The 22,959-nt window shown below is 36.6% G+C and carries 17 protein-coding genes; 11 read left to right on the top strand and 6 right to left on the bottom strand.

Annotated features, from left to right (window positions below; genetic code table 11):
• Nucleotides 1–84: 84 nt before the first annotated feature.
• Together ABYK18_RS10935 and ABYK18_RS10930 are read right to left on the bottom strand one after the other, a co-directional pair.
• The gene (locus ABYK18_RS10935) at nt 85–1,164 is read right to left on the bottom strand and encodes an AAA family ATPase (RefSeq protein ID WP_373036712.1); all 1,080 of its coding nucleotides are present in this window, start codon (nt 1,162–1,164) and stop codon (nt 85–87) included.
• A gap of 17 nt (nt 1,165–1,181) precedes the next feature.
• A complete protein-coding gene (locus tag ABYK18_RS10930) occupies nt 1,182–2,288 on the bottom strand; it encodes a hypothetical protein (protein WP_373036711.1) in 1,107 nt (368 codons plus the stop codon).
• A 138-nt stretch (nt 2,289–2,426) separates the two neighbouring features.
• Here ABYK18_RS10930 and ABYK18_RS10925 point away from each other — a divergent pair, with 138 nt between their 5' ends.
• Nucleotides 2,427–6,854, top strand: coding sequence for a hypothetical protein (locus ABYK18_RS10925; protein WP_373036710.1), 4,428 nt, complete (start codon nt 2,427–2,429; stop codon nt 6,852–6,854).
• 61 nt (nt 6,855–6,915) lie between these two features.
• On the opposite strand, the gene ABYK18_RS10920 is transcribed toward ABYK18_RS10925, so the two are convergent.
• Genes ABYK18_RS10920 through ABYK18_RS10905 form a run of 4 tightly spaced genes read right to left on the bottom strand, consistent with a single transcriptional unit; the run spans nt 6,916 to nt 12,893 of the window.
• Nucleotides 6,916–7,521 (bottom strand): response regulator transcription factor, encoded by a 606-nt coding sequence (locus tag ABYK18_RS10920; protein ID WP_373036709.1) that lies wholly within the window; start codon nt 7,519–7,521, stop codon nt 6,916–6,918.
• Entirely contained in the window at nt 7,522–8,862 is a 1,341-nt protein-coding gene (locus ABYK18_RS10915) for an HlyD family type I secretion periplasmic adaptor subunit (RefSeq protein ID WP_373036708.1), read from the bottom strand.
• On the bottom strand, nt 8,846–11,020 hold the full coding sequence (locus tag ABYK18_RS10910) for a type I secretion system permease/ATPase (protein ID WP_373036707.1): 2,175 nt from the start codon (nt 11,018–11,020) through the stop codon (nt 8,846–8,848). Before ABYK18_RS10910 ends, ABYK18_RS10915 begins: the two co-directional genes overlap by 17 nt.
• 55 nt (nt 11,021–11,075) lie before the next feature.
• Complete coding sequence (locus tag ABYK18_RS10905) at nt 11,076–12,893, bottom strand: TolC family outer membrane protein (RefSeq protein ID WP_373036706.1); 1,818 nt, start codon at nt 12,891–12,893, stop codon at nt 11,076–11,078.
• Between the two features lie 173 nt (nt 12,894–13,066).
• Here ABYK18_RS10905 and ABYK18_RS10900 point away from each other — a divergent pair, with 173 nt between their 5' ends.
• The 10 genes from ABYK18_RS10900 (at nt 13,067) to ABYK18_RS10855 (ending at nt 22,956) form a co-directional block, all read left to right on the top strand.
• Nucleotides 13,067–16,099, top strand: a complete 3,033-nt coding sequence (locus ABYK18_RS10900; RefSeq protein WP_373036705.1) for an HNH endonuclease — start codon at nt 13,067–13,069, stop codon at nt 16,097–16,099.
• A 32-nt stretch (nt 16,100–16,131) separates the two neighbouring features.
• A complete protein-coding gene (locus ABYK18_RS10895) occupies nt 16,132–16,695 on the top strand; it encodes a hypothetical protein (protein WP_373036704.1) in 564 nt (187 codons plus the stop codon).
• 119 nt (nt 16,696–16,814) lie between these two features.
• Complete coding sequence (locus tag ABYK18_RS10890; protein WP_373036703.1) at nt 16,815–17,162, top strand: hypothetical protein; 348 nt, start codon at nt 16,815–16,817, stop codon at nt 17,160–17,162.
• A gap of 3 nt (nt 17,163–17,165) precedes the next feature.
• A complete protein-coding gene (dapE, locus tag ABYK18_RS10885; RefSeq protein WP_373036702.1) occupies nt 17,166–18,263 on the top strand; it encodes a succinyl-diaminopimelate desuccinylase in 1,098 nt (365 codons plus the stop codon).
• Between the two features lie 7 nt (nt 18,264–18,270).
• The gene (locus ABYK18_RS10880) at nt 18,271–18,687 is read left to right on the top strand and encodes a thioredoxin family protein (RefSeq protein ID WP_373036701.1); all 417 of its coding nucleotides are present in this window, start codon (nt 18,271–18,273) and stop codon (nt 18,685–18,687) included.
• 10 nt (nt 18,688–18,697) lie between these two features.
• Nucleotides 18,698–19,072 (top strand): RidA family protein, encoded by a 375-nt coding sequence (locus ABYK18_RS10875; protein WP_373036700.1) that lies wholly within the window; start codon nt 18,698–18,700, stop codon nt 19,070–19,072.
• A gap of 9 nt (nt 19,073–19,081) precedes the next feature.
• The gene (locus tag ABYK18_RS10870) at nt 19,082–20,260 is read left to right on the top strand and encodes a multidrug effflux MFS transporter (protein ID WP_373036699.1); all 1,179 of its coding nucleotides are present in this window, start codon (nt 19,082–19,084) and stop codon (nt 20,258–20,260) included.
• 118 nt (nt 20,261–20,378) lie between these two features.
• Nucleotides 20,379–20,975 carry a TetR/AcrR family transcriptional regulator gene (locus ABYK18_RS10865; RefSeq protein ID WP_373036698.1) on the top strand — a complete coding sequence of 199 codons (597 nt, stop codon included), beginning with the start codon at nt 20,379–20,381 and terminating at the stop codon, nt 20,973–20,975.
• Entirely contained in the window at nt 20,972–22,198 is a 1,227-nt protein-coding gene (locus ABYK18_RS10860) for a TolC family protein (protein WP_373036697.1), read from the top strand. Before ABYK18_RS10865 ends, ABYK18_RS10860 begins: the two co-directional genes overlap by 4 nt.
• Nucleotides 22,195–22,956, top strand: a complete 762-nt coding sequence (locus ABYK18_RS10855) for an efflux RND transporter periplasmic adaptor subunit (RefSeq protein ID WP_373036696.1) — start codon at nt 22,195–22,197, stop codon at nt 22,954–22,956. Before ABYK18_RS10860 ends, ABYK18_RS10855 begins: the two co-directional genes overlap by 4 nt.
• Nucleotides 22,957–22,959 lie beyond the last annotated feature (3 nt).

The following is a 22,959-nucleotide window of genomic DNA, read 5'->3' as shown; positions in this document are numbered from 1 at the left end:
TCGCTGCCTAGTTGATCAATTTACTCTTATTTACTCCCTCTTTTTAACTTTATTTACTTAATCTGTTTACAAATATCCTTATTTTTATTTATAGCTTATATTATCTATACCTTCATTTAGCAGTGGATAGTTGAAGAGTTTGAATTTATTTATTAATCCTTTTTTACTTATGCTTTTATTTATCTTTTTTTTTCGTTCTTCACTGCATTTTTGTAATTCATTAAATGAAGATAAAAAAACAACTACACTAATTGTGTGAGTATTTTTAAAAATATTTATCCATGTTTTTCTATTTTTTGAACTGAGGTTTGGATTATCTATAATTACATCTATATTTTTAGAGTTAATTGCTTGATATTTTATTTTTTTTTCAAGAGCATCAACTTCGATCTTTATATTTGGATTCTTTAGCATGTAATTATATGCTTCATCATAACTATTTTTATTATATTTTTTACCTATCTCTTCAACCGATGAGTCTCTGTTTATTATAATTGCTTCATTATTATATTTTTTCACCCAAGTGCTTTTTTTAGAACATGGTGGACCTACTAGGATATTTAATGTATTTTTCTTTTCTTTAGTCTCTTTAATATTTTTTTGAATATTTTTAGTATAACCGATAAAGTGTTCAATGCTTTCTTTGTTGTAGAAATGAATTCTGCTTTTATCTATTTTTCTACCTAATAAATCACACTTTACATAATTTGATAACTCATGTAAGATATCTTCTTCATATTTAAATTTATTGAGCAATGTCTCATGAGATGGTTTTTTATATTTTACATGATCAATAATTGTATATTGATATGAAATTATTTTTAGGACTTTAATTTTTTCATCGTGTGTCAATTTTGTTTTATTGAGTATATCAATAGAAGTAAAAATTGATGCACCTTCAAAATCACCAAACGACACACGTTTTTTCGATATATTTTCAGTTCTTGTGTAAATCCTACCGATGTCATGTAATAAAACTGCCCATTTAACATAAGTTGAACATTTATATTTGACAGTGTTTATGTATGCCATGAGAGTATGTGTCCATACATCACCTTCTAGGTGGTGAAGGTTTAAATTTTCATTATCATAATGATATGAACACTTTTTCATTAAATCTATAAGATTTTTATTGTTTTTTATAAATTCGCTTAATGTTTTCACTTTGTAAATTTCAGATTTTATTTTTTAAACATATTATCAAACATACTATAATAATAACGTGTCATGTTTTTTGTGTCTTCACCTGCAAAAGGCAGCGGACCTGCCATTTGATTTACTTCAAAAAATATTATTTTTCCATCTTTTGTTTTTGCAAATTCCAAACATCCTGTGTCAAAACTAAGATATTCAAGCATATCTTTAGTTATTTCACTTCCAAATTTAAAAATATCTGAGTCAGTTTTAACTTCGTGCCATTTTACTGCAATATTTTTGTAAATGGTAATATCATCTTTATCGTAAACATCGATATCTTCTGAATTAACTCTTTGTTTTATGGAGTAAACTGTTTTTTTATCGCCATGTTGAGTAAAATAACATCTATATTCTCGTTCAATTTCATATGCAGAAGAGATTAGGACTTCTCTGTCTTTAGTTTTGTGTGAGTTTAGTATTTTTGAGATGCTTTGCATCTGGTTTTCTCTTGTTAAATCTTTAAAAATAACACCTTTTCCTTCTTGTACACAATCTTTTTTTAAAACTATTTTATCACCTAGATTCTCTTTTACATACTTCATAAATACTTCGTGATCTCTTTGGGTTATGTTAAAAGGTATGATGACATCACCTAAATATTTTTCTCTTTTGTTATAAAGTTCTCTTTTTGCATAAAACTTGTTCATACAGCCGGCATTTTCCATTGTTTGAATGTTCGGTTTTACTAAATCACCGCCTCTTTTTTGTAAAATAATCTTTAATATTCTAAAAAACGGATGAGACAGTGCTTCTCTCATAGAGACAAAATATAAGTTCTCTATTGATTCTTTAATAATCTCATTTCCCCTTATTCTATATAAATCGTCGTTATGAATAAAGAGAGGATTGTTGTACCAAAATCTGGCTTTTATGTTATTGTCTTTTAGGTAGTTGACTAATAGATAAGTCTCTATAATTGAGGCTTCTAATACCATTGTGTTTGAATCGTAGTTGTTAAGTCCGGTTGATGGATAATGTTTCCAAATCTCATCTGGAGAAGCATTTTGCAGTTTTGAGAACTTACTAAACTTATCGTAAGTTTCTCTTGGCATAATATCCAATGAAATTATTGCTTCTTTAATGTTTTTCATAGATTCTCTTTTAGACTTAATTTTGCAAATACTATACTTTTTTAACTTAAAAGTTAATCTACTGTACTCAAGTCCAATATACATTTACTTAAAATTATCATACTATTTGACAATTAGCTATTTTCTAAGGAGTCTATTATGTCAAAAGTAATTGGAAAAATCGAAAGTATCGATGGTAAGTTTTACGCAAAAGCTGAAGATGGTTCTCTTCGTGAACTCTCAAAAGGTGACAAGATATATGAGGGTGAGGTCGTTATAGGAGACAAATCCAATAAGGGTATTGACAGTGTTATCATTGGTATGAATGATGGTAACGGGGGCATCGTAGTGCTAGGGGATCAGGAACAACTTTTTGACTCTTCTTTAGCATCAGAAGAATTTGCAACAAATGAAACAGTAACCCAACCAGAATCGATTCAGTCAATATTGGATGATCTTGGAGATAGCGATAATGTAGATGACCTTGAAACAGCGGCCGGAGAAGAAGCCGGACCAGAATCATCAGAAGGTGGTGAAGCTGATTTTGCAGATTTGAATAATGCAAGTGTAAATATTAACGCAACTCTTAGAGAACGTGCATTTGGCGGTGAAGAAGATAGTAGCGAAGATGCGACTTCTGAAAGTATATCTACCATTGCGACAGAAGCTAAAACACCAGATACACCGGAAGATACAATACCAGGTACGCCTGAAGATACAATACCTGAGAATACAACAGATGAGCAGACTACTGTTCCGACTGCCAGTATTACTGAAGATACAACTCCAGAAACAACAACACCTGAGCAAACGACAGATGCGGTAGCTGAAGACACAATACCAGAAGATACTGAAAATACTACAGATGAACAAACAACTCCGGAAGATACGACAGATGCAGTGGCAGAAGATACAATTGATGGAATAGTTGTTACACCGGCGAGTGATGAAAGTACAACTGCAGAAGATACAACAGATGCGGTTGCAGAAAATACAACAGACAGCTATGTAATTACTCCTGCAAGTGCAGAACAAACAACAGATGAAGATACAACAGATGCAGTAGAAGAAGATACAACGGATGAAGATACAACAGATGCAGTAGATGAGGATACAACTGCAGAAGCTACAACAGATGAGATTCCAGAAGCTACAACAGCTGAAGATACAACACCTGCAGTAGATGAAGATACAACAGAAGATGTAGTACATACTCCGGCATCTCCGGAAGCAACAACGGATGAAGATACAATAGATGCGGTGGCAGAGGATACAACAGATGAAGTAGTAAACAGAGCTGCAACTCCAGAAGCTACTACAGATGAAGATACCACAAATGCTGTTCCTGAGAGTACAACAGCCGAACAAACAGTAGATGCAGTAGATGAAGATACAAGCGACGTTGTAAATAGAGAAGAAGCTGCAGAACAAACTACAGATGAAGATACAACAGATGCGGTAGAAGAAGATACAACAGATGAGGATACAATAGACGCTGCGGCTGAAAATACTGTGGCAGAAGATACTGTAGATGCTGTTGATGAAGATACGACAGATGAAGATACTGTAGATGCAGTAGATGAAGACACAACTCCTGAAAGTACAACAGATGCTGTAGCCGAGCAGACCGTTGATGAGATAGTTATTACACCTGCAAGTGATGAAGACACAACACCTGAGGTCATAACTACAGAAGCTAGAGCAGAGATGACAATTGCTTCATATGAGATAATTAGTGAGAGACCGGAAGAAACAGAGCCTGAAAGTACTACGGATTCTGTGACAGAAGATACAATTCCTGAAGATACTACAGCAGAGATACCGGAAGATACTACAAATGAAGTTGTGAACACTCCTGCAAGTGATGAACAGACGACAGCGGAAGATACATCAGCAGAAGTCCCAGAGTCTACAGTTGCAGAAGATACAACTCCAGAAGTTCCTGAATCAACAACAGATGAATCAACAACAGACGCAACACCTGAGTCAACTGTAGCAGAAGATACTTCTATACCTGAAGACACAACTCCTGAAAGTACAACAGACGCAGTTGCAGAAGCTACAACTGATGAAGCTACAACTGATACTCCAGAGAGCACAGAAGTAGAAGTAGAAGTTCCTGTAGACACAACTAATTATATTTATAGATCTGATGATGACAGCGGAGATGACAGTGGACATAACAGTGGAAACGACAGCAGAGATGACAGCGGACATGACAGCGGACATGACAGTGGAAACGACAGCGGACATGATGACAGCGGTGACAGAGATGAAAATGAACCTGAAATAGATTCAGAAGCAATGGAAGCTGCTGGGTATCATCAAAATGCTCAAGGAGTTTGGGTCACAACTGTTGCACAAACAATTAATGATGGTTCATCAACAGAAGACACAACTCCTGAAGATACAACAGAAGCGGTGTCTGAAGATACAACTGCTGAACAGACTCATGATGCACAAACTGAAAGTACTACGGATGAAAGTACAACAGATGCAGTAGCAGAAGATACAACAAATGCTGCAGCAGAAAGCACAACAGATGAGAGTACAACAGCAGAAGATACTTATGAGAATGGTGGAGCAGATAAGTCTAATCTAAATCAAGCAGGTGATTCTACAGGAATAATTTCTCTAGGCCATGATGTAGATGATTTAAGTATAGAGATTAAGTCTTACAAACCTAGTAAAGATGAGGGTGAGGTAATTCTTTATAAAGATGGAGAAGAAGTTGGAAGAGTAAGCATAGATGATGTTTATGATTCAAGAGATAATGCTGACACAACTATAACTATCAATGACGGTACGACGTTTGATTCTTATGAAGTTATCCATACCGGGAATGCTTTTGGTGGTGGAAGTAATAGTCAAGAGTTTAAGGTTGGAGGTGCTGTTGAGAACAATGCATCAGAAGACACAATAGCAGAAGATACGACGGACGCTATTCCTGAAGCGACAGTAGCTGAAATTCCTGAGAGTACAACGGCAGAGGATACAAACTATACACCTGCAGAAGATACTGCTGACGAGCAAACTACAGATGCAATAGCAGAAACTACTGTTGATGAGCAGACTACTGATGGAGTTGATGAGCAGACTACGCCTGAAGATACTATTGCAGGCAGTGCTGAAGAAACGACAGACGAGCAGACTACACCGGCTGTAGATGAAGATACAACAGCAGAAGATACAATAGAAGCCGTTCCTGAAGATACAGTAGGTACTATTGTAATTACTCCTGCAAGTGATGAGGCGACGACTGATGAAGATACAACAGATGCAGTAGCTGAAGAAACTGCACCTGAAGCAACTATCGATGCGGTTAGCGAAGAAACAGCACCTGAAGAGACAACGGATGCTGTCGATGAGTCTACAACCGATGAAGAGACAACGGATGCCGTAGCGGAAAATACAGCTGATGAACAAACAACAGATGCAATAGCGGAAGATACTACAGATGAAGATACAACAGATGAAGTACCTGAGAGTACAATTGCTGAAACGACAACAGATGCAGTAGATGAAGACACGACTAATCCTATTGTTCTTGTTGCTGCAAGTGCAGAAGAAACAGTGGATGAAGACACAATACCTGCAGTAGAAGAAGATACGACAGATGATGTGGTACATACTCCTGCAAGCGCAGAAGAGACAACAGATGAATCAACGACAGATGCAGTAGATGAAGACACTACGACAGAAAATACAACAGACGCAGTGGATGAAGACACTACAGATGAAGACACTACAGATGCGACCCCTGAGAGTACAGTTGCTGAAGCAACTACGGATGCGGTAGACGAAGATACCAGTGATGTTGTAAACTCCGGTGCAATAGACGAAGATACTACGGATGAAGATACAACAGAAACCGTAGCTGAATCAACTACAGATGCTGTTATAAATACACCTGCAAGTGATGAGAGTACAATAGATTCCGTAATCATAACAGCTGCAAGCGCAGAAGAAACGGTAGATGAAGATACTATAGATGCCGTTGAAGAAGATACTACAGATGATGTAGTACATACACCTGCAAGTGATGAAGTTACTACAGATGAAGACACTACAGATGCAGTAGATGAAGATACTCTTGCAGAAGATACAACAGATGCCGTAGCAGAAGATACGACAGATGAAGATACTTCCGATGTGACTACTGAGACTACTGTAGATGAAGTTGTTAATACCGAAGAGAGCGACGAAGACACTATAGCGGAAGATACACCGGATGATAGTGTTGACTCACTTTTAGCTACTGAAGATATGGAAATCGATTTTGGTGCGTTGAGTGGTGACTACTCGGATATTGATGTTCTCGGTTTAGGTGAGGGTGCACAAAATATCACTTCCATTAGTATTGAAGATGTACTAGAAATAACAGATACAGATAACGTTCTAAGAATAGAGGGCGACGAAAACGATAGTATAAACCTTAATACAGAAGGTCCGGATGCTGAGTGGACTCTAGGAGACTTTAAAACAGATGCCGAGTCTGGACAAACTTATCAAGAGGTTATAGGCGGTGAAGGTGATAGTACTGTAACACTAGAAATCAGTACAGATATCGAAATTTCAGAGAGTTAGAAAAACAACTTATTTAAACCCGAAATAAATTCGGGTTTAAAACAATTTAATAGTTAAAGATTTATTTTAAAAGAAGAATTAAAGAGACTCTGTCATTTATATGTAGTTTTGAGAAGATTGCACTAACATGAGCTTTTACGGTTCTTGTCGTGATTTCAAGTCTTGAAGCAATTGCATCGTTAGTAAGACCTTCAAGAATTAAGTAAACTACTTCTTGCTCTTTTTTGGAGAGCCTGTTTTCCAGTAACTTTTTTGCATCTTCGTTTAAAGAATCTCTGCTTTTGCTCTTTACTAGTTTTGCGGTTAGAGCCGGATATGTCCAAATATTACCGTTTTTAACGACTTCTATCATTTGCATGTAATGATTAGTAAGCATTCTTGAATTTCCATACGCTTTTACACCATGAGATAACAGCATTTTACCAGTAGTTATTTCAGGTGCTCTCTCAAGAACTATGACATTCTGAGGCAGAGTATTTGATGAAATCCAGTGATTAATGTCAGTTGCTACACTGTCATAATCAGCTATTATAATATATGAGTGTAAATTTTTCAGCTCAGAAATTAACGAATCTACATCATAACATGAAGCATACACTTCTGCATTGTGTCGCAATTTCCATTCGTCAATCGTATCAAAACTTGAACTAAAAAATACTATTTGCATTTATCTCTCCGAAAAAACATATTGTTTTGATTTTAAAATTGGTTTTAAAATATACTGCATGACAGTTTTTTGACCTGTAACAATATCGACACTGACAGTCATACCCGGAATAATCTGAAGCGGGTGCTCTTTTGTTCCTAAGTAATTTTTTTCTGTTTCAATGTGTATAAGATAAAAAGTATTCTCTTGTTTATCAGTAATTGTATCAGGCGAGATATTCACAATTTTTCCAACTAACCCACCGTGAATAGCAAAGTCATATGCAGACACTTTTACCTTTGCCTCTGCTCCCGGATGTAAAAATGCTATATCGCTAGGTTTGATTTTTACCTCTAAAAATAGTTTTTCATTTGTTGGAACAATTTCTACTAAATCATCACCAGGTTTGATAACACCACCTACGGTATTTATAAATAATTTTTGAACAATACCGTCAACAGGTGATTTAACCATAGTCCTCTCAACCTGGTCACTGTAAGCTACTTGTTGTGTTTCAAGTCTTGATAGCTCGGCAGTGACCTCATTTAGTTCTTTTTTCGCATTGTTGATAAAGAGTTGTTTTGATTCTATGCGTTTTTCTCTGTATTCAGTAATAGCAGAAGCCAAGCGCGGCAGTGAAAGTTCAGCTGCTTCGATATCGTTTTCTATACCGTTAGCCTCTCTTTTTAGTTTTAGAAAATCAACCTTTGATTTTACACCCTCTCTAACCATTGGTGCGGTCATAGCAATCTCTTCTGAAACATATTCAAGTGATTTTCTCAAAGATGAAACTCTGGCTTTTGCTTCTTTATACTCTTGTTTTCTTTGTTCTATCTGTTCTATAAAAGAGTTGTCTTTTGCCAAAAACTCCAATTTGTTGGATTCATAAAGCTCTTTGGCAAGTTTAATCTGCTGTTTTAATTCAGACGAGGTTGTTTGTATCTCCTGAAACTCAAGGTCATTCGCTTCTGCATAAAGTCTTAAACTCTTTGCTTTAAGTTCATAAAATTTCATTTCATTTGTTTTGGATGTTGAGATTGATTTTGCATTGCTGATTTTCAGTATAATCTGATCGCGTTTAACACTGTCTCCTTCTTTTACTAAAATAGATTCTACAATACCGCCTTCAAGATTTTGAATAACCTGATTCTGTCCATATGGTATAACATCACCGTCGCCTCTTGTAATCTCATCTATTTCTGCTAAAGAGGCCCAAAGTATAAAAAGAAAAATTGTTATTAGCCATATTTTAAGAACTTTACTTACTCTAGAAGGTGTTTGCTCTAAAATAGCCGAGCTGAGGCTATTCATAAAATCGTAATCTTTTTCCGTATATTCTACAGGCTTATTCGCTTTCTTCACTTTTTTTACCTCCGCCTTGTAGTTGTTTTAAAGCTTCTTCTTTTGGAGCATCTATAAAAATTTTACCCTCATTCATAACTATAACCCTATCCACAATTTTTAAAAGAGTCATCTTTTGTGTTACAAATATAGATGTAATGCCTTTTAAGTTTACAGTTAAACTCTCAAGTAGTTTGGACTCTGTGATTTGGTCCATAGCATTGCTCGGTTCATCCATGAGCATAATTGGAGCATTTGTTAAAAAAGCTCTTGCAATACCAATACTCTGCCTTTGCCCACCGGATAATCCTTGTCCTCTTTCTCCGATTGGCATCTCATAGCCTTTTGGATGTTTTTTGATAAATTCGGAAGCACCGCTTATCACTGATGCTCGTATCATTTGTGAATCGCTGGCATGCGTAGCTCTGTATGTAATGTTATCTTTTACAGTTCCTCGAAATAGCATAATATCTTGAGATACATAACCCATATGTTTTCTCAAATCAGCCGGATCTATCTGTTTGATATCAATACCGTCTATTAAAATCTGACCGGAATCAGGTTCGTAAAGACCGAGTATAAGTTTTTGGATTGTACTTTTACCGGAACCTATTCTACCTATAATGGCTACATGTTCTCCCGGTTTTATTGCAAAAGATGCATTTTTGAGCGCAGGAACATCCGTGTTTGGATAAGAGAAGGTAACATCTACAAATTCTATATGACCGCTAAAATCAGGTCTCTCAACAAATTTCTTTCCGGCAGGTCTCTCACTAGGCTGAGAAATAATCTCATTTAATGTCTCATAAGATGTCTTAGTGTCTTCGTAGTTTGTCAAAAGTGCAGCTACTTGTCCCATAGGCGCGAGTGTTCTGCCTGTAAGTATAACAATAGCAATTAACCCACCCATTGAGAGTTCAAACTCTTGTATGAGATATACACCGTAAACTATAATCATAACAGTGTTTAATTGTATAAAAAGTTGAGTAACAGTCGGAATAGAAGCTGACATAAGTCGAGATTTAAGGCTTTTTCCTGCGATTTCTCCGGTTGATTCTTCCCACTTCCATTGTACTTGGTTCAGTGTTCCAAGAGTTTTTAGAGTCTCTATATTGTTTAGAGTCTCTATAAGGATTGAACTCTTTTTAGCACTGGCTTCATGTGTACTTTCGATGCTTGCACGCAGAGGTTTTTTAATAAATACTGCATAAGATAGAATTAACAACATTGTAATAATAGGAATAGCAACAATACTTCCACCTATATAACCGATTACAGCAAGAAAAATAACTGCAAAAGGAAGGTCAATTACGGCAGCCATCGTAGCATTTGTCAAAAAACTTCTAATAGAGTCAAAATCTTTTATGTTACTCGAAAATGACCCTACAGATGCAGGATGATGTGCCATTTTTAAATCTAGTACCTTTTCAAAGATGATTGAGGACATAATAATATCACTCTTTTTTGCAGCACTTTCAAGCAGGTAGGTCCGAGTGAACTTTAAAAATGTGTCTAATATATAAATAATACTTACCCCGATTGCAAATACCCAAAGTGTTTCTATGGCATTATTTGGAACTACTCTGTCGTAAACATTCATGGTAAAGAGTGGAGATGCAAGAACAAAGAGGTTTATAAGAAGTGAAGCATAAAGTACATCTTTATATACTCCTGCCGAGAGTTTTATAGTGCTCCAAAACCAGTGTTTTTGGTTTAAGTTTAGAGTTCTTGAGTTTTCATCTGCATACTCAAAAGCTTTTTTAACCATAAAACCGTAACCTATGTACTCGTCTTCCAGTACTTCAATATCTACCCACTGCTCAACGGCATCTTCTGCAGGCATTATTATTTTTACTTGGCTTCCGTCTTCGCTGTATCTGTCTAAAATACATGCACTTTGGTTTGAGAGTAAAATTATCATAGGAAGTTGTAGAGGTGATATTTGTGAAAGTGGTCTTCTAATAAGGCTTGATTTTAACCCAGCCTTTTCTGCTGCTCTTGAAAATAGACCTTTTGCGTTGTTTATAGAAAAAAGTTCCGGCGCCTCACTTCCGGGCTCAATAGGTAATCCGGCAGTTAAAGCTTCTGCTGAGAATGGTTTGTGATATAACTTTGTAAAAAGAACCAAGCAATCAAGCAAAGCGTCCATTCTTAAGTTATCAGCACTTGTTATAAGCATTTGTCTTAACCTTTATCATAGTTTTTAATATTTTTTCTATGAGCAGTTACTGCCCTTATTTTTTCAATTTTCTTACAATGATATCCGCACGATTATTTAATCCGATGGAATCATCACTCTCATCACTAAACATAGGAGCCGTATCAGCCTTTGAGTGAAGTGCAATAAATTCTGCATTTGCACCGGCTTGAGTAAGTTTTGTTTTAATTGTCTGGGCTCTTTGAGCGGAAAGTTCTTTAAGTTGTTCTTTTGTCAGTTTTTCATCTTCAACATTGCCTAGAACATCAAATTTAAGATTTTGCCAACCGTAAGGCTGAATCTGAGTGATTAGTTTGTTAAGTCTCTCTTGACCTGCAGAAGTCAGATTTGCACTGCCTTTTTCAAATAAGAAACCGCTGTATCTCTCTATGCGCTTAGTGTCTTCATATACAAATTTACAACCGTATAAACTTCGCATCTCTGTTGGCAGTGAGTTATTACAGATATCTTCTTCATCTACGATAAGGTCTCTGTCTCTGTCAAATGCAACAGGAAGTGTATCTTCATTTTTCGGTGTCTCACCGATAAGACCGACATTTGAGTAAACAATATCAGTGTTTCCTATGACCGTACTAACCAGAGTTCCCATAGCATCCAGAATTCTGTACTTTGCATAGAGCATGCTGTATTCAGTATTGATAATTTGACCTTTTGCACCAATGAAATCATTTTGTGCAGAAAGCAGGTCCAGTAGTGAACGACGACCCAAGTCATACTCTTTTGCATAAAGTGTAAGAGTTTGCAGTGAGAATTTTTTATAGTCTTTTAGATGCTCTAGCTGGTCACCCAGTTTTTCATTTGCTGCCCATGATAGGTTAAGTCCTTCGATGACTTCTCTTCTTAGAGTGTTTTTTAACTCAACTTCTTGATGAATAGTGCTTACGCTTTTTTGTAGTGCAGCTTCATCAGCAAAACCGTTGAAAAAGTTGTATGTTAAAAACGCCATTGCTCTAAAACGGTCATTTTCACCCTCTACGGCACTTAGATTTTTGTTCATAGACTGCGATACTTCTATGTCTAAGTGAGGATAAAAAGGAGATTTTTTCTCCTTGTATGTAGCTTGTGCAAGTTTGATGTTATATTTACTCACTAATAGTGAAGGGTTATTTTGCATGGCGTACTGTGCTGCATCTTCTATATTTGCAGGAAGAGCTACATTTAATGTAGGTCTAACCATTGTCTCAGGATCTAGATATCTACCTAAAACCCTTTGCATATTGTATGTAACATCCAAAAGAGTGTTTTCTTGAACTACATAGTTTGATTTTGCAAGAGCAAGAGAAGATTCTATCTTATTTACTTCAGACAGAGTCGTAAGACCTGCATCGTAAAGCTTTTGTACTTTTTTGAAAATCTCTTTGTTAATCTCAACATTTGCTTTTGCATTTTCTAAAAGTTCTCTGTTTCTCATAACTTGAAGATAACTGTTTACCATCTCAAAAGATGTGTCATTAACTTTTTCTATGTAGCTGTAAGCTGCTGCAATAGTTCTGTTTTTTTGTTCTTCTACTTGGTATGTAGTCTCAAAACCTTTAAAAAGATTGTGCGTATAAGTCAATGAGTTTTGATATACCGAGAAGTCAAATGAGCCGTCTGAAGATGCCAGGGCACTTGCTCTTTTTTCCGTATGTTCACTACCTATGCCTAAAGATAAGTCAAGTTTTGGATAGTATCCTGCTTCTGCACTTTTGATATCTTCTTTTGTAGCATTGTAGTTCTTGAGTCTTTCAAGAATAATTGGATTAGTGGATAAAACTTCGTCAACTGTAGTCTTTAAATCTTGAGCACTTAGCGTTGCTACTACTGAAATAGCAAGCAATAATCTTTTTTTCATTTGAACATCCCATTCATTTTAGTGATATAACATATTGAGAATTGATTATACAAAATAAAACATAAAAATCAATACAATTTGTCACAAATTAAGCAATTCTTATTCCTGTTTTATTCCCAAATATGGCATTTATGATATAATCTCAACCAATATAAACAGTGGAAAAGTAATCAATGCTCTCATCAGACGTAAGTTCAATTATAAATAACAAAGATAAATTATTAACTCAGACATATTTCGATTTACAGAGACATTTTGAAGAGAAGTATGGGACCAATACTGTAGTCTTTATGGAAATAGGGACTTTCTTTGAAGTATATGAAGTAAACAATGATGAAGAACAAGTCGGAAAAGCCAAAGAGATAGCAGAACTACTAAACATTCAGCTTACTAAAAAAAATAAAAATATCATAGAAAACTCTGACAAAAACCCGCTTCTAGCAGGTGTGCCTGCAGTCTCTTTTGAGCGTTATTTAAGCCGTCTAATCCAAGAGCAAAAATATACGATAATCGTTGTAAAACAAAAGGGCAACCCGCCGAAAATCAGCAGATATATCTCGCAGATAGTATCGCCCGGAACAAACTTTGACCACATAGTTGACAATGATGACAACTATATAGCGTCTATTCTCATCGATTGTCACAGAGGTATCTACAATGTCGGATATTCTGCCATAGATGTCACGACAGGCAAGACTTGGCTTTATGAGACACACGGTACAAGCGAAGATCCTTCTTACGCCCTTGATGAGATATTTAACCTTTTAAACATTCACCGCACTTCAGAAGTGGTAATTAGTTTCTTAGACGGTGTTACGGACCAAAAACATGTAGTCCAGTATCTTGAGATTGCCGAGCATTATCACTATTCTGTTAATAATGAGCGACCTCGTATTGATTTTCAGAACAAACTTTTTGCTGAGGTTTATCAGATTCAGTCACTGCTTTCTCCTATTGAGCATCTGGATTTGGAGAGAAATCCGATGATAACCGAGTCACTTGCAGTCTTGATTCATTTTGTGATAGAACATGATATACATATAGTTCAAAAACTAAACCGTCCAAACCTCATAGATAACCGTCGTTTTATGTATCTAGGCAACAATGCGCTAGAACAAGTGGGCATTATCTCAAAAGACAGAAACGAGTTCACTCTTTTAAAGATGATGGACAAGAGTGCTACGGCAATAGGGCGAAGACTTTTAAAAGAAAGACTTTTAAATCCTATTATGGAAAAAGAAGAGCTGGAGCGCCGTTACAATCTTATAGAAAAAGTCTCTTCGCATACAAGATTCCTGGATGAGACCATGCGCGGCATCTACGACTTGGAAAGACTTGCCCGCAGACTTAACCTTGGACGTCTGCATCCTTTTGAGATGAATCATATCTATGAGTCTATGTTAAATGTAAAAGAGTTGATGCTCTATGTGAAAAAACACAAGATACAAAAGACGCCTTTTCATGAATCTGAACTCGAAGAGTTTTTAAGAGAGATAAACAAAAGTATAGACCTTGATGTCTCCCGCCGTTTTACAAATGCTACCGTAGATGAAAACTTTTTGATGAGCGGAGTCGATGAAGCTGTAGATATCTTGGTGGAAGAAAACTCTACCATGCTTATAGCTTTTGAAGATATCATGACAAAAATCGAGCAGATGCTCTCAGATGCAAATGCCGGAAGTTCAAACCGCTTAGTCTCTCTTGGCATCTTGGAGAAAGAGGGTTACTACATCTCTCTGAGTAAAAACCGTTTTTCTATGATAGAAAACGAGTTCAAAAACCATGAAGACTTTAAAGAGTTCAGTGTCAAAAAACTTACAAACAGCGTGAAGATAACATCTGCCTTTACTGATGCCCTCTCTGACAAGATTATGAAAAACCGCAGAAAAATAGTGGTTTTGGTAAAAGACAGGTTTATACAGCTTCAAGGTGTTTATGAGAGACGCTACTCTTTGCTTTTTGACAGGGTTATAAATTATGTTGCTGACCTTGACGTAGGTGTTAGTTCATCTAAAGTAGCCGAGATGTACAAACACTCAAGACCGATGATTGTCGATGTAAAAGCCGATGAAAACTTTATGCAGGTGATGCAACTTCGCCATCCGCTCATAGAAGTTCAGGAACGCGGCGGCATCTACGTGCCAAATGACATAGTAATGGGCAATCGCGACTATATGGATCTGCCTCATCCTGAGACGGTGATGCTTGATGTGGGTGTGCATGACGGACACGACATAAACGGTGTTCTTTTGTATGGCATCAACTCTAGCGGTAAGTCCTCGCTTATGAAGAGCATCGGCATCGCCGTTCTTATGGCTCAATCCGGATTTTTTGTAAGTGCGGCGGTTATGCAGTTCTCTCTTTTTGATTCTGTCTTTACCCGCATAGTCTCTAAAGACAACCTTGCAAAAGGGCTCTCGACATTTGCCGTAGAGATGCTTGAACTCAAAAACATCTTCAACCGTGCGACTGTGCGCTCACTCATACTCGGTGATGAGATAAGTCACGGAACCGAGACGCTCTCAGGCGTTGCCATAGTCTCATCTGCCATCATAAAGCTTGCCAAACTCCGCTCGCTTTTTCTTTTTGCAACGCATCTGCATCAACTCTCTACCATGAAAGAGATAACAACGCTGGACAATGTTGTAGACCTGCATCTGAGTGTTGAGTACGATGAAGCAAAAGATGCACTTGTGTTTAACAGGGTTTTACAATCAGGAAGCGGAAGCAGCATCTACGGTCTGGAGTTTGCAAAGTCTCTTCATATGGATGCGGACTTTTTAGAGATTGCAAACAAGATAAGAAAAAGACTTGCAAATGACTTTGACGAACTTGAGCTTCTGGTCAAGAAGAAAAAAAGCAAGTACAACAAAGAGCTTTATGTAACAAAATGTGTAATCTGCGGGGCAATGGCGGAAGATGTCCATCACATCTCACAACGCTCACTTGCAGACAAAGCAGGTTTCATAGGTCATTTCCACCAAGACAATAAACACAACCTTGTACCGTTGTGTAAAGACCACCACAACGACATACACAACGGAAAACTCAGTATTGACGGCTTTGTAATGACCACAAACGGGCTCGAACTTAAGTTCCAAGAGCAGATGAGCAAGCCAAAACCTGCCGAGGTAAAAGAACCGGAAATCAATGAAGCAAAAGCTCAAGATACATCTGATGAGTTTGTTTTGGATGATTGGGATTAGGGTTATATAACAAACTTTATAAGTGTTTAGTTTTGAAAAGGATTACTATTTTAATTGGCAATGCAGAGCAAGTAATTAGAGAGTATGTAAATGAATCAGGATTAATTGATAGACTAGTCTCAGATAATGAATTTTCGATGTTGCACCAGATTTGTGCTTCACTTGACACTATTGGTGATACAAGTTTAGCCATGGATTCATATGTAAAGTTAGATTTTCCTTTAGATATTGGACAAAAGTATATATTTATTTATGGTGTATTACAAGTTCTATTTGTTCAACAAGATGCAGTTAAAAATTTGCTGGCATCTTTAAACGTTGATTATAGGAGAAATGAAAAATTAAAGAAAATAAGAACTATCAGAAATAATGCAATTGGTCATCCAACTTTGAGAGAAGAAATAAAGACTAAAAAACCTTTGAGTTATCATTATATAACACGATGTACAATTTCCAAGGATAAAGTAACTTTACACAATAATTATGTTAAAGAAGATGAAGAAGAATTTATCGATATTGATGTAATTAATTTAATTCATGAGCAAGACAAAATACTATCGGAAGATTTATACAACGCATATAAAATTATTGTATAACTTAGTTCAATTACAATTACACCTCTGTGAATGAATCTCCATTTTTAACTGAAAATAAATCAAAAGCCTTTTATAATCAAAAAAGTGTATAATTACTTTTTTTAGATGAAGGAATAAATATGAAAAAATTAATAATATTAGTAACTATAGCGCTTGCTTTGATGTTTAGCGGATGTACGCAAGAGACACAGAACAAGATAGGCAGAAGCATCCAGAACTGGACTGGTACTGATGGTGTGCTTGACATCTACATGGGTGAGAAACTTGTAAAAAGATTTATCAAGATAGACAAACTCTCAACTGCCGAAGCTACGCAAGGAAAAAGTTCGAGAACATACAGATACGGTTACGGTGTCCTAGATGCGAACCAAAACCTCAAAGTCGATCCTGGTGAGAAAAAACTTTACTTTGAGATAAGTGATTACTCTACTTCATACATCTTTTATGACAATCCTGGTCATGAGTAATCTATGAACGTATTAGAACTATTTAAGTATCTCATAGCTCAAAAGAGCGAAACACCCAGCGATGGCGGATTGTTGGATTTTATAGAAAAATATCTTCCTGACTTCACGGCTGTACGTGTAGATGTTGAAGATGTCAAAAACCTTTTTATCTATAAGAAGTTTTCAGAGGGTGAGCATCTCTGTTTTGCGGGGCATGTCGATGTTGTTCCTGCGGGAGAAGGCTGGGATACAAATCCTTACGAAGCGGTAGAAAAAGACGGTTACATCTTTGGTCGCGGTACTCAAGATATGAAAAGCGGTGTAGCTGCATTTACTCAGGCTGTTAAAGAAACGTCTTCTTTTAACGGTACTTTATCTCTTTTGCTTACTTCGGATGAAGAGGGCGATGCAATAAACGGCACCGTTAAAGTTTTAGAGTACTTAAAAGAAAACTCAATGCTCCCGGATGCTGTAGTAGTCGCAGAGCCGACATGCGAAGAGAATTTCGGAGATGCCATTAAAGTAGGGCGCAGAGGTTCCATCAACGGGTACATAACTTTGAAGGGAAAACAGGGGCATGCCGCTTATCCTGAGAAGGCTATTAACCCTATCCACAACATTGCACCAAGACTTATGAATATGGCGGGAGCGGATTTGGATAACGGGGATGAGTTTTTCTCTCCGAGCAAGTTTGTAATTACTGACATACGTTCGGGGATGCAAGTGACAAACGTGACTCCAAATCATCTTGATATGATGTTCAATGTCAGAAACACGACTCTTACTACTCAAAAAGAAGTTCGTGAGTTTGTAGCGAAAAATTTAGACGGTTTAGAGTACGAGCTAAAACTTACACAAGGCTCTTACCCGTTTAAGACCGACACAGATACAAAACTTGTCAAGAACATAGATGCAGCCATAGAGAGTGTGACTGGTATCAAACCAAAACACTCAACTGCAGGCGGGACTTCAGATGCAAGATATATCTCTCCGATGGGCATAGATGTTGTTGAGTTCGGTGTCATAAACGACACTATTCATGCCGTAAATGAGAGAACAACTGTTAAAGAAGTTCAAGAACTTTACCAAGTCTTTAAAAATTTAATCACAATCTGGAAATAGGGAAAATATGAAATATATAGTTTTAACATTACTATTGATCTCTTCACTTTGGAGTGTAGAGCTTGGCTGGTCGGATGACTATGAACAATCACTTGAAGTTGCAAAAAAAGAGCATAAGAACCTTTACGTGCTAATAACTTCTACAGGGTGTCCTTGGTGCAAAAAATTTGAAAATACAACTCTTCAAGACAAAGAAATATTAAAGTTACTGAGTGAAAAGTATGTCTTAGTCCATGCAAACAGAGATATAGATGATTTGCCGTCTTGGATGAATACAAGAAGCACTCCAAGACACTACTTTGTAACTGCCGATGGTGAGGAAATTTTTACGTTTCCGGGTTATTGGGACTCTTTTGACTTTAAATCATTTTTAGATGATGCGCAAAAAGAGTATGAAAAGAAATTCAAAAAAAATATGAGATAAGGAAATTAAAATGAAATTTGTACAGACAAGCAAAGCACCGTCGGCAATAGGACCATACTCGCAGGCAGTCGTAGTAAACGGTATGGTATACACTTCAGGACAGATAGCACTTACACCAGAAGGCGTGATGCTAGAAGATGACGTGCTTATTCAGACAAAGCAGGTTTTGGCAAATCTCAAAGCTGTTTTAGAAGAAGCTGGAAGTTCTATGAACGATGTTGTAAAGACTACTATCTTTATAGCATCTATGGATGATTTTGGAATTATCAATGAAATCTATGAAGAAGCTTTTGGTTCACACAAACCGGCACGCTCAACAGTAGCCGTAAAAACTCTCCCTAAAAATGCTCTAGTAGAGATAGATGCGGTGGCTCTAGTAAAATAGAGCCTGAGAATGAACACAACAAAATACGACCTTCCAAAAGGTTTTATATTTATCCTTGCGATGCTGACGGCTATCACTCCTCTTGCTATTGACGTATATCTTCCTTCATTTACACAAATCGCAAATCAATTTTACACTTCGATAGACCAGATAGAGATAACGCTCAGCATTTATCTTTTGGGGTTTGCCCTAGGGCAGCTTTTGGGAGGACCTCTCTCAGACAGATACGGAAGAAAGATGTTTATATTTGGCGGATTAAGCGTTTATATACTTTTTTCATTTTCAATCAGTTTAGCTTCATCGGTTGAACAACTGTGGATATTCAGGTTTTTTCAGGCTATCGGCGGTGGTTTTGCAGTTGTAAACACAAGTGCAATCGTTAGAGATATATACCATGGAAAAGAGGGTGCAAAAATCTTTTCAATCATATCTATGATTATCATGATTGCTCCGATGCTTGCACCCGTTATCGGAGTAGGGATTCTTCATTTTTTTACTTGGCGTTATATCTTTGTATTTCTATCTGTTTATGCTTTAACGCTGTTGTATTTTATAACTAAACTACCGGAGACTTCACCGAAGATAAAAAGAGGCGGAATGTTTTCAAACTATATAGAGATAGTTGAAAATCCAAATGCGATCTTGCTTATACTGGCAAGTGGTTTTGGATTTTCAGGACTGTTTATATTTATCACAAAAGCTTCATTTATCTATATGGAGCATTTTAATCTAGATACCATATATTTTAGTCTCTTTTTTGGCTTGAATGTGGCAAGCCTGATGATGTTTAGCAGATTAAATATAAGACTTTTGGAGAAATACTCATCTATGAGGTTATTTATATCCGGTATAACCATTCAGTTTTTAACTGCAGCTTTGCTTTTTAGTTTTTCATCAGTTTTAGTTCTTCCGGCTGTTGTTATAGGATTTATGATTTTTATCGGTGCTCTTGGTCTTGTATTTGGTAACTCTATCTCTTTGCTTCTTGAGCATTTTAAAGATATAAGTGCTACGGCAACCGCTTTAAACGGGGTAGTCGGATTTACTATATCTTCGCTAATCGGGTTATTGGCCAGTTATCTGCATGATGGGACTCTGCAGCCCATTTTTATCTTAATGATGTCTACCTCATTTATATCTTTGAACTTTTTAGGCTTACTTTTGAAAAGAAAAAAATATGAGATTTAAAGAGTTTAAATCAGCATAATACTTATTTAATATATTTGTTTTAGTAACAATTAAGTAGTAAAAATATACAATTTCTTTAAATGACCGACGGTCAGTCATTTTATTCTAAAGGAAAAATATGGCAATTATTGTAGACAAGGTACAGAAAAGAAAAGATATAGCACTTGCATGTAAAGAGCTCTTTTTTCAAAACGGTATCAATGATTTAACTGTCTCTCAGGTCGCAAAAACGGCAGGAGTCGGTAAGGGTACTATTTATGACTACTTTAAAAATAAAGAAGATATTGTTTTTGAAATAGTAAATATTCTTATGGTGGAACATAATGAGTCCAAACATGAAAAATTAAACAGTGCATCTTCAACAAGAGAAAAAATCAAAACATTTTCGAGTATATTTTATGATGAAAAAGATATAGAACTCAGACAACTCTACAAAGAATTTATCTCCATCTCTTTAACAAACCCGGATAAAGAGATGATGGAATTTCAAACTGCTTGTACAAACACATATTTTGAGTGGTTTCAAACCATTATAGATGAAGGTATAGCAAACGGGGAGTTGATAGAGAGTTCACAAAAGTTTGCCAGAGGCATGTTTGCAATGGCAGAGGGAATTTTTATCTCAAGTGTCGTTACACATACCATTGATGATGTGAAAAAAGAGATACATCAGTTCACAGATGCACTGTTTGATCTTATAGAGGTGAAACAATGAAAAGATTGATTTTTTTAATTATCCCAGTTTTTATATATGGTGAGAGTCTTAAATCATTGCTTGATTATGCTTCTCAAAAAAGTGATTTGGTAGTTTCAAAAACTCTGACGCAAAAAGCAAAAGCTTCAGAAGTTGACTCAAGAGAGAGTGCCTATTATCCGACCATAGATGCAGGCGCTTTTTATCAGTCTTTAGATGAGAGGACACTCCTGCAAGCAGGTGATGTTTACAGCGGTTATGCAAAAGTCTCTTTTGATATTTATGACGGCGGAAAAAAGTCGGCACTGCTTTCAAAGAGCGAAAACGAATATAAAGCAAGCAGTTTTGACTCTGAATATACTAAAAAAAGTTTGAGTCTTCAAATAGTGCAGGACTTTTTTAACATAAAAAGTCTCAAAGCAACTCTTGTATCCAGAGAAGAGGCTAGAAAATCATTGCAAGAGCAGCTGACAAGGATGCAAAGGTTCTTTGAAGCTAAGGTTGCTACAAAGGATGATGTTGACAGACTTCAAGCAGCTTACGATACAAACATTTATGAGATGGAGTCAATTAAACTTCAAATACTCTCAGCCAAAAAATCGCTGGAGCTAAAAGTAGGAAAAAGCATAGAGACACTCGATGATTCAAAGTTCATAGAATTTGCAAAACACGATATCGAACTCATCGACAGTGTGAAATCTCTGATGGCTCAAAAAGATGCTTTGGTGGATGGAGCTGAGTCTGTAGATAGCATCTATTATCCGCAACTTAAAATAGAAGATACTTACAGCGTATATGGTTATGAGCGTTCAGATGCTTCGCATCCGGAGGGTGTTGACAACCAGAACAGACTACTGCTTTCTTTAAACATGAGACTCTTTGACAAAGGGAGTGTAGCCAAGAGCAAAGAGGCAATTATGATTAACTCACAGGCACTAAATGTACAAGTCTCTTACTTTAAAAAAGAGCAGGCTATGCGCTATGACTTGGCACTTTCAGCCATAGAGACAAGCAACATAAAAATCAAAAGTGCCAGGAGTGCTTTGGTAGCGGCGACAAGCGCTTTTAAGACCATCAGTAAAAAATACGATGCAGGGATTGTCGACAATGTAGTTTATCTGGATGCGCTTAGTTCTCAGACAGAGGCTAAAGCACTTTATGAAAAATCGATGAATGACTTGGAAATAGCGTATGCAGCGTACTATTACTACGCAGGAAAAAATATAGAGGAGTTTTTACAATGAGAAGAATTAGAAAATTTTTAATAGCAATTATAGCTTTAGCAGCCAGTCTGAGTGCGCAAGAGGTATACGCAACATTCAATATAGAAGCCGACAAGAGTGCAAACCTGGCTTTTTATTCAAGCGGGATTATTGACAAAGTATATGTAGATGTATCAAGCAGTGTAAAAAAAGGCGATAAGCTGGTAGAACTTCAAAATGACGACTTAAAAGCATCTCTTAAAATTGCAAAAGCATCACTCTCTGGAGCAGAGGTGAGTTTGAAGTTTGCCAAAAAAGATTATGATAGACAGCTTCTTATTAAAGACCTTATAGATGAAGCGAAGTTTGACCAGTATAAGATGGTTTATGAAAGAGCAAAAGTTGCAGTGGAATCTGCAAAAGCAAATCTTGCCTATCAGCAGTCACTTTTAGACAGAAGTATTATCTTAGCTCCGTTTGACGGTGTTATCTTTGAGAAGAGTGTTGAGGTGGGCGATGTGGTCAGCGGGATGATGCTTCGTACTATTTTTAAGATTCAGAGCAAATCAAAAAGAAAACTGATCTTTGAGTTTGACCAAAAATACTGGAAGAGCGTAAAAGCGGGAGACAGTGTCAAGTACACTGTAAACGGTGATGAGAAGAGTTACACGGGTGAAATCTCTAAAGTGTACCCGCATGCAAACAGTGATAACAGAAAGATAAAAGCAGAAGTAACGGCAGACGGTTTTGTAGTAGGTCTTTTTGGCGAAGGGTATATTACAATACCTGAGAGTAAGTAGGAC

Source organism: Sulfurimonas sp. (genome assembly GCF_041563495.1).
In the GTDB taxonomy this organism is placed as follows: Bacteria; Campylobacterota; Campylobacteria; order Campylobacterales; family Sulfurimonadaceae; genus Sulfurimonas.
This window is presented reverse-complemented; position numbering and strand designations above follow the sequence as displayed.

Coding starts and splice junctions, on each gene's coding strand:
- ABYK18_RS10860 (WP_373036697.1), top strand. CDS start 20,972: ATGAAAAGATTGATTTTTTTAATTATCCCAGTTTTTATATATGGTGAG.
- ABYK18_RS10875 (WP_373036700.1), top strand. CDS start 18,698: ATGAAATTTGTACAGACAAGCAAAGCACCGTCGGCAATAGGACCATAC.
- ABYK18_RS10890 (WP_373036703.1), top strand. CDS start 16,815: ATGAAAAAATTAATAATATTAGTAACTATAGCGCTTGCTTTGATGTTT.
- ABYK18_RS10920 (WP_373036709.1), bottom strand. CDS start 7,521: ATGCAAATAGTATTTTTTAGTTCAAGTTTTGATACGATTGACGAATGG.
- ABYK18_RS10910 (WP_373036707.1), bottom strand. CDS start 11,020: ATGCTTATAACAAGTGCTGATAACTTAAGAATGGACGCTTTGCTTGAT.
- ABYK18_RS10870 (WP_373036699.1), top strand. CDS start 19,082: ATGAACACAACAAAATACGACCTTCCAAAAGGTTTTATATTTATCCTT.
- ABYK18_RS10865 (WP_373036698.1), top strand. CDS start 20,379: ATGGCAATTATTGTAGACAAGGTACAGAAAAGAAAAGATATAGCACTT.
- ABYK18_RS10880 (WP_373036701.1), top strand. CDS start 18,271: ATGAAATATATAGTTTTAACATTACTATTGATCTCTTCACTTTGGAGT.
- ABYK18_RS10925 (WP_373036710.1), top strand. CDS start 2,427: ATGTCAAAAGTAATTGGAAAAATCGAAAGTATCGATGGTAAGTTTTAC.
- ABYK18_RS10900 (WP_373036705.1), top strand. CDS start 13,067: ATGCTCTCATCAGACGTAAGTTCAATTATAAATAACAAAGATAAATTA.
- dapE (WP_373036702.1), top strand. CDS start 17,166: ATGAACGTATTAGAACTATTTAAGTATCTCATAGCTCAAAAGAGCGAA.
- ABYK18_RS10905 (WP_373036706.1), bottom strand. CDS start 12,893: ATGAAAAAAAGATTATTGCTTGCTATTTCAGTAGTAGCAACGCTAAGT.
- ABYK18_RS10930 (WP_373036711.1), bottom strand. CDS start 2,288: ATGAAAAACATTAAAGAAGCAATAATTTCATTGGATATTATGCCAAGA.
- ABYK18_RS10855 (WP_373036696.1), top strand. CDS start 22,195: ATGAGAAGAATTAGAAAATTTTTAATAGCAATTATAGCTTTAGCAGCC.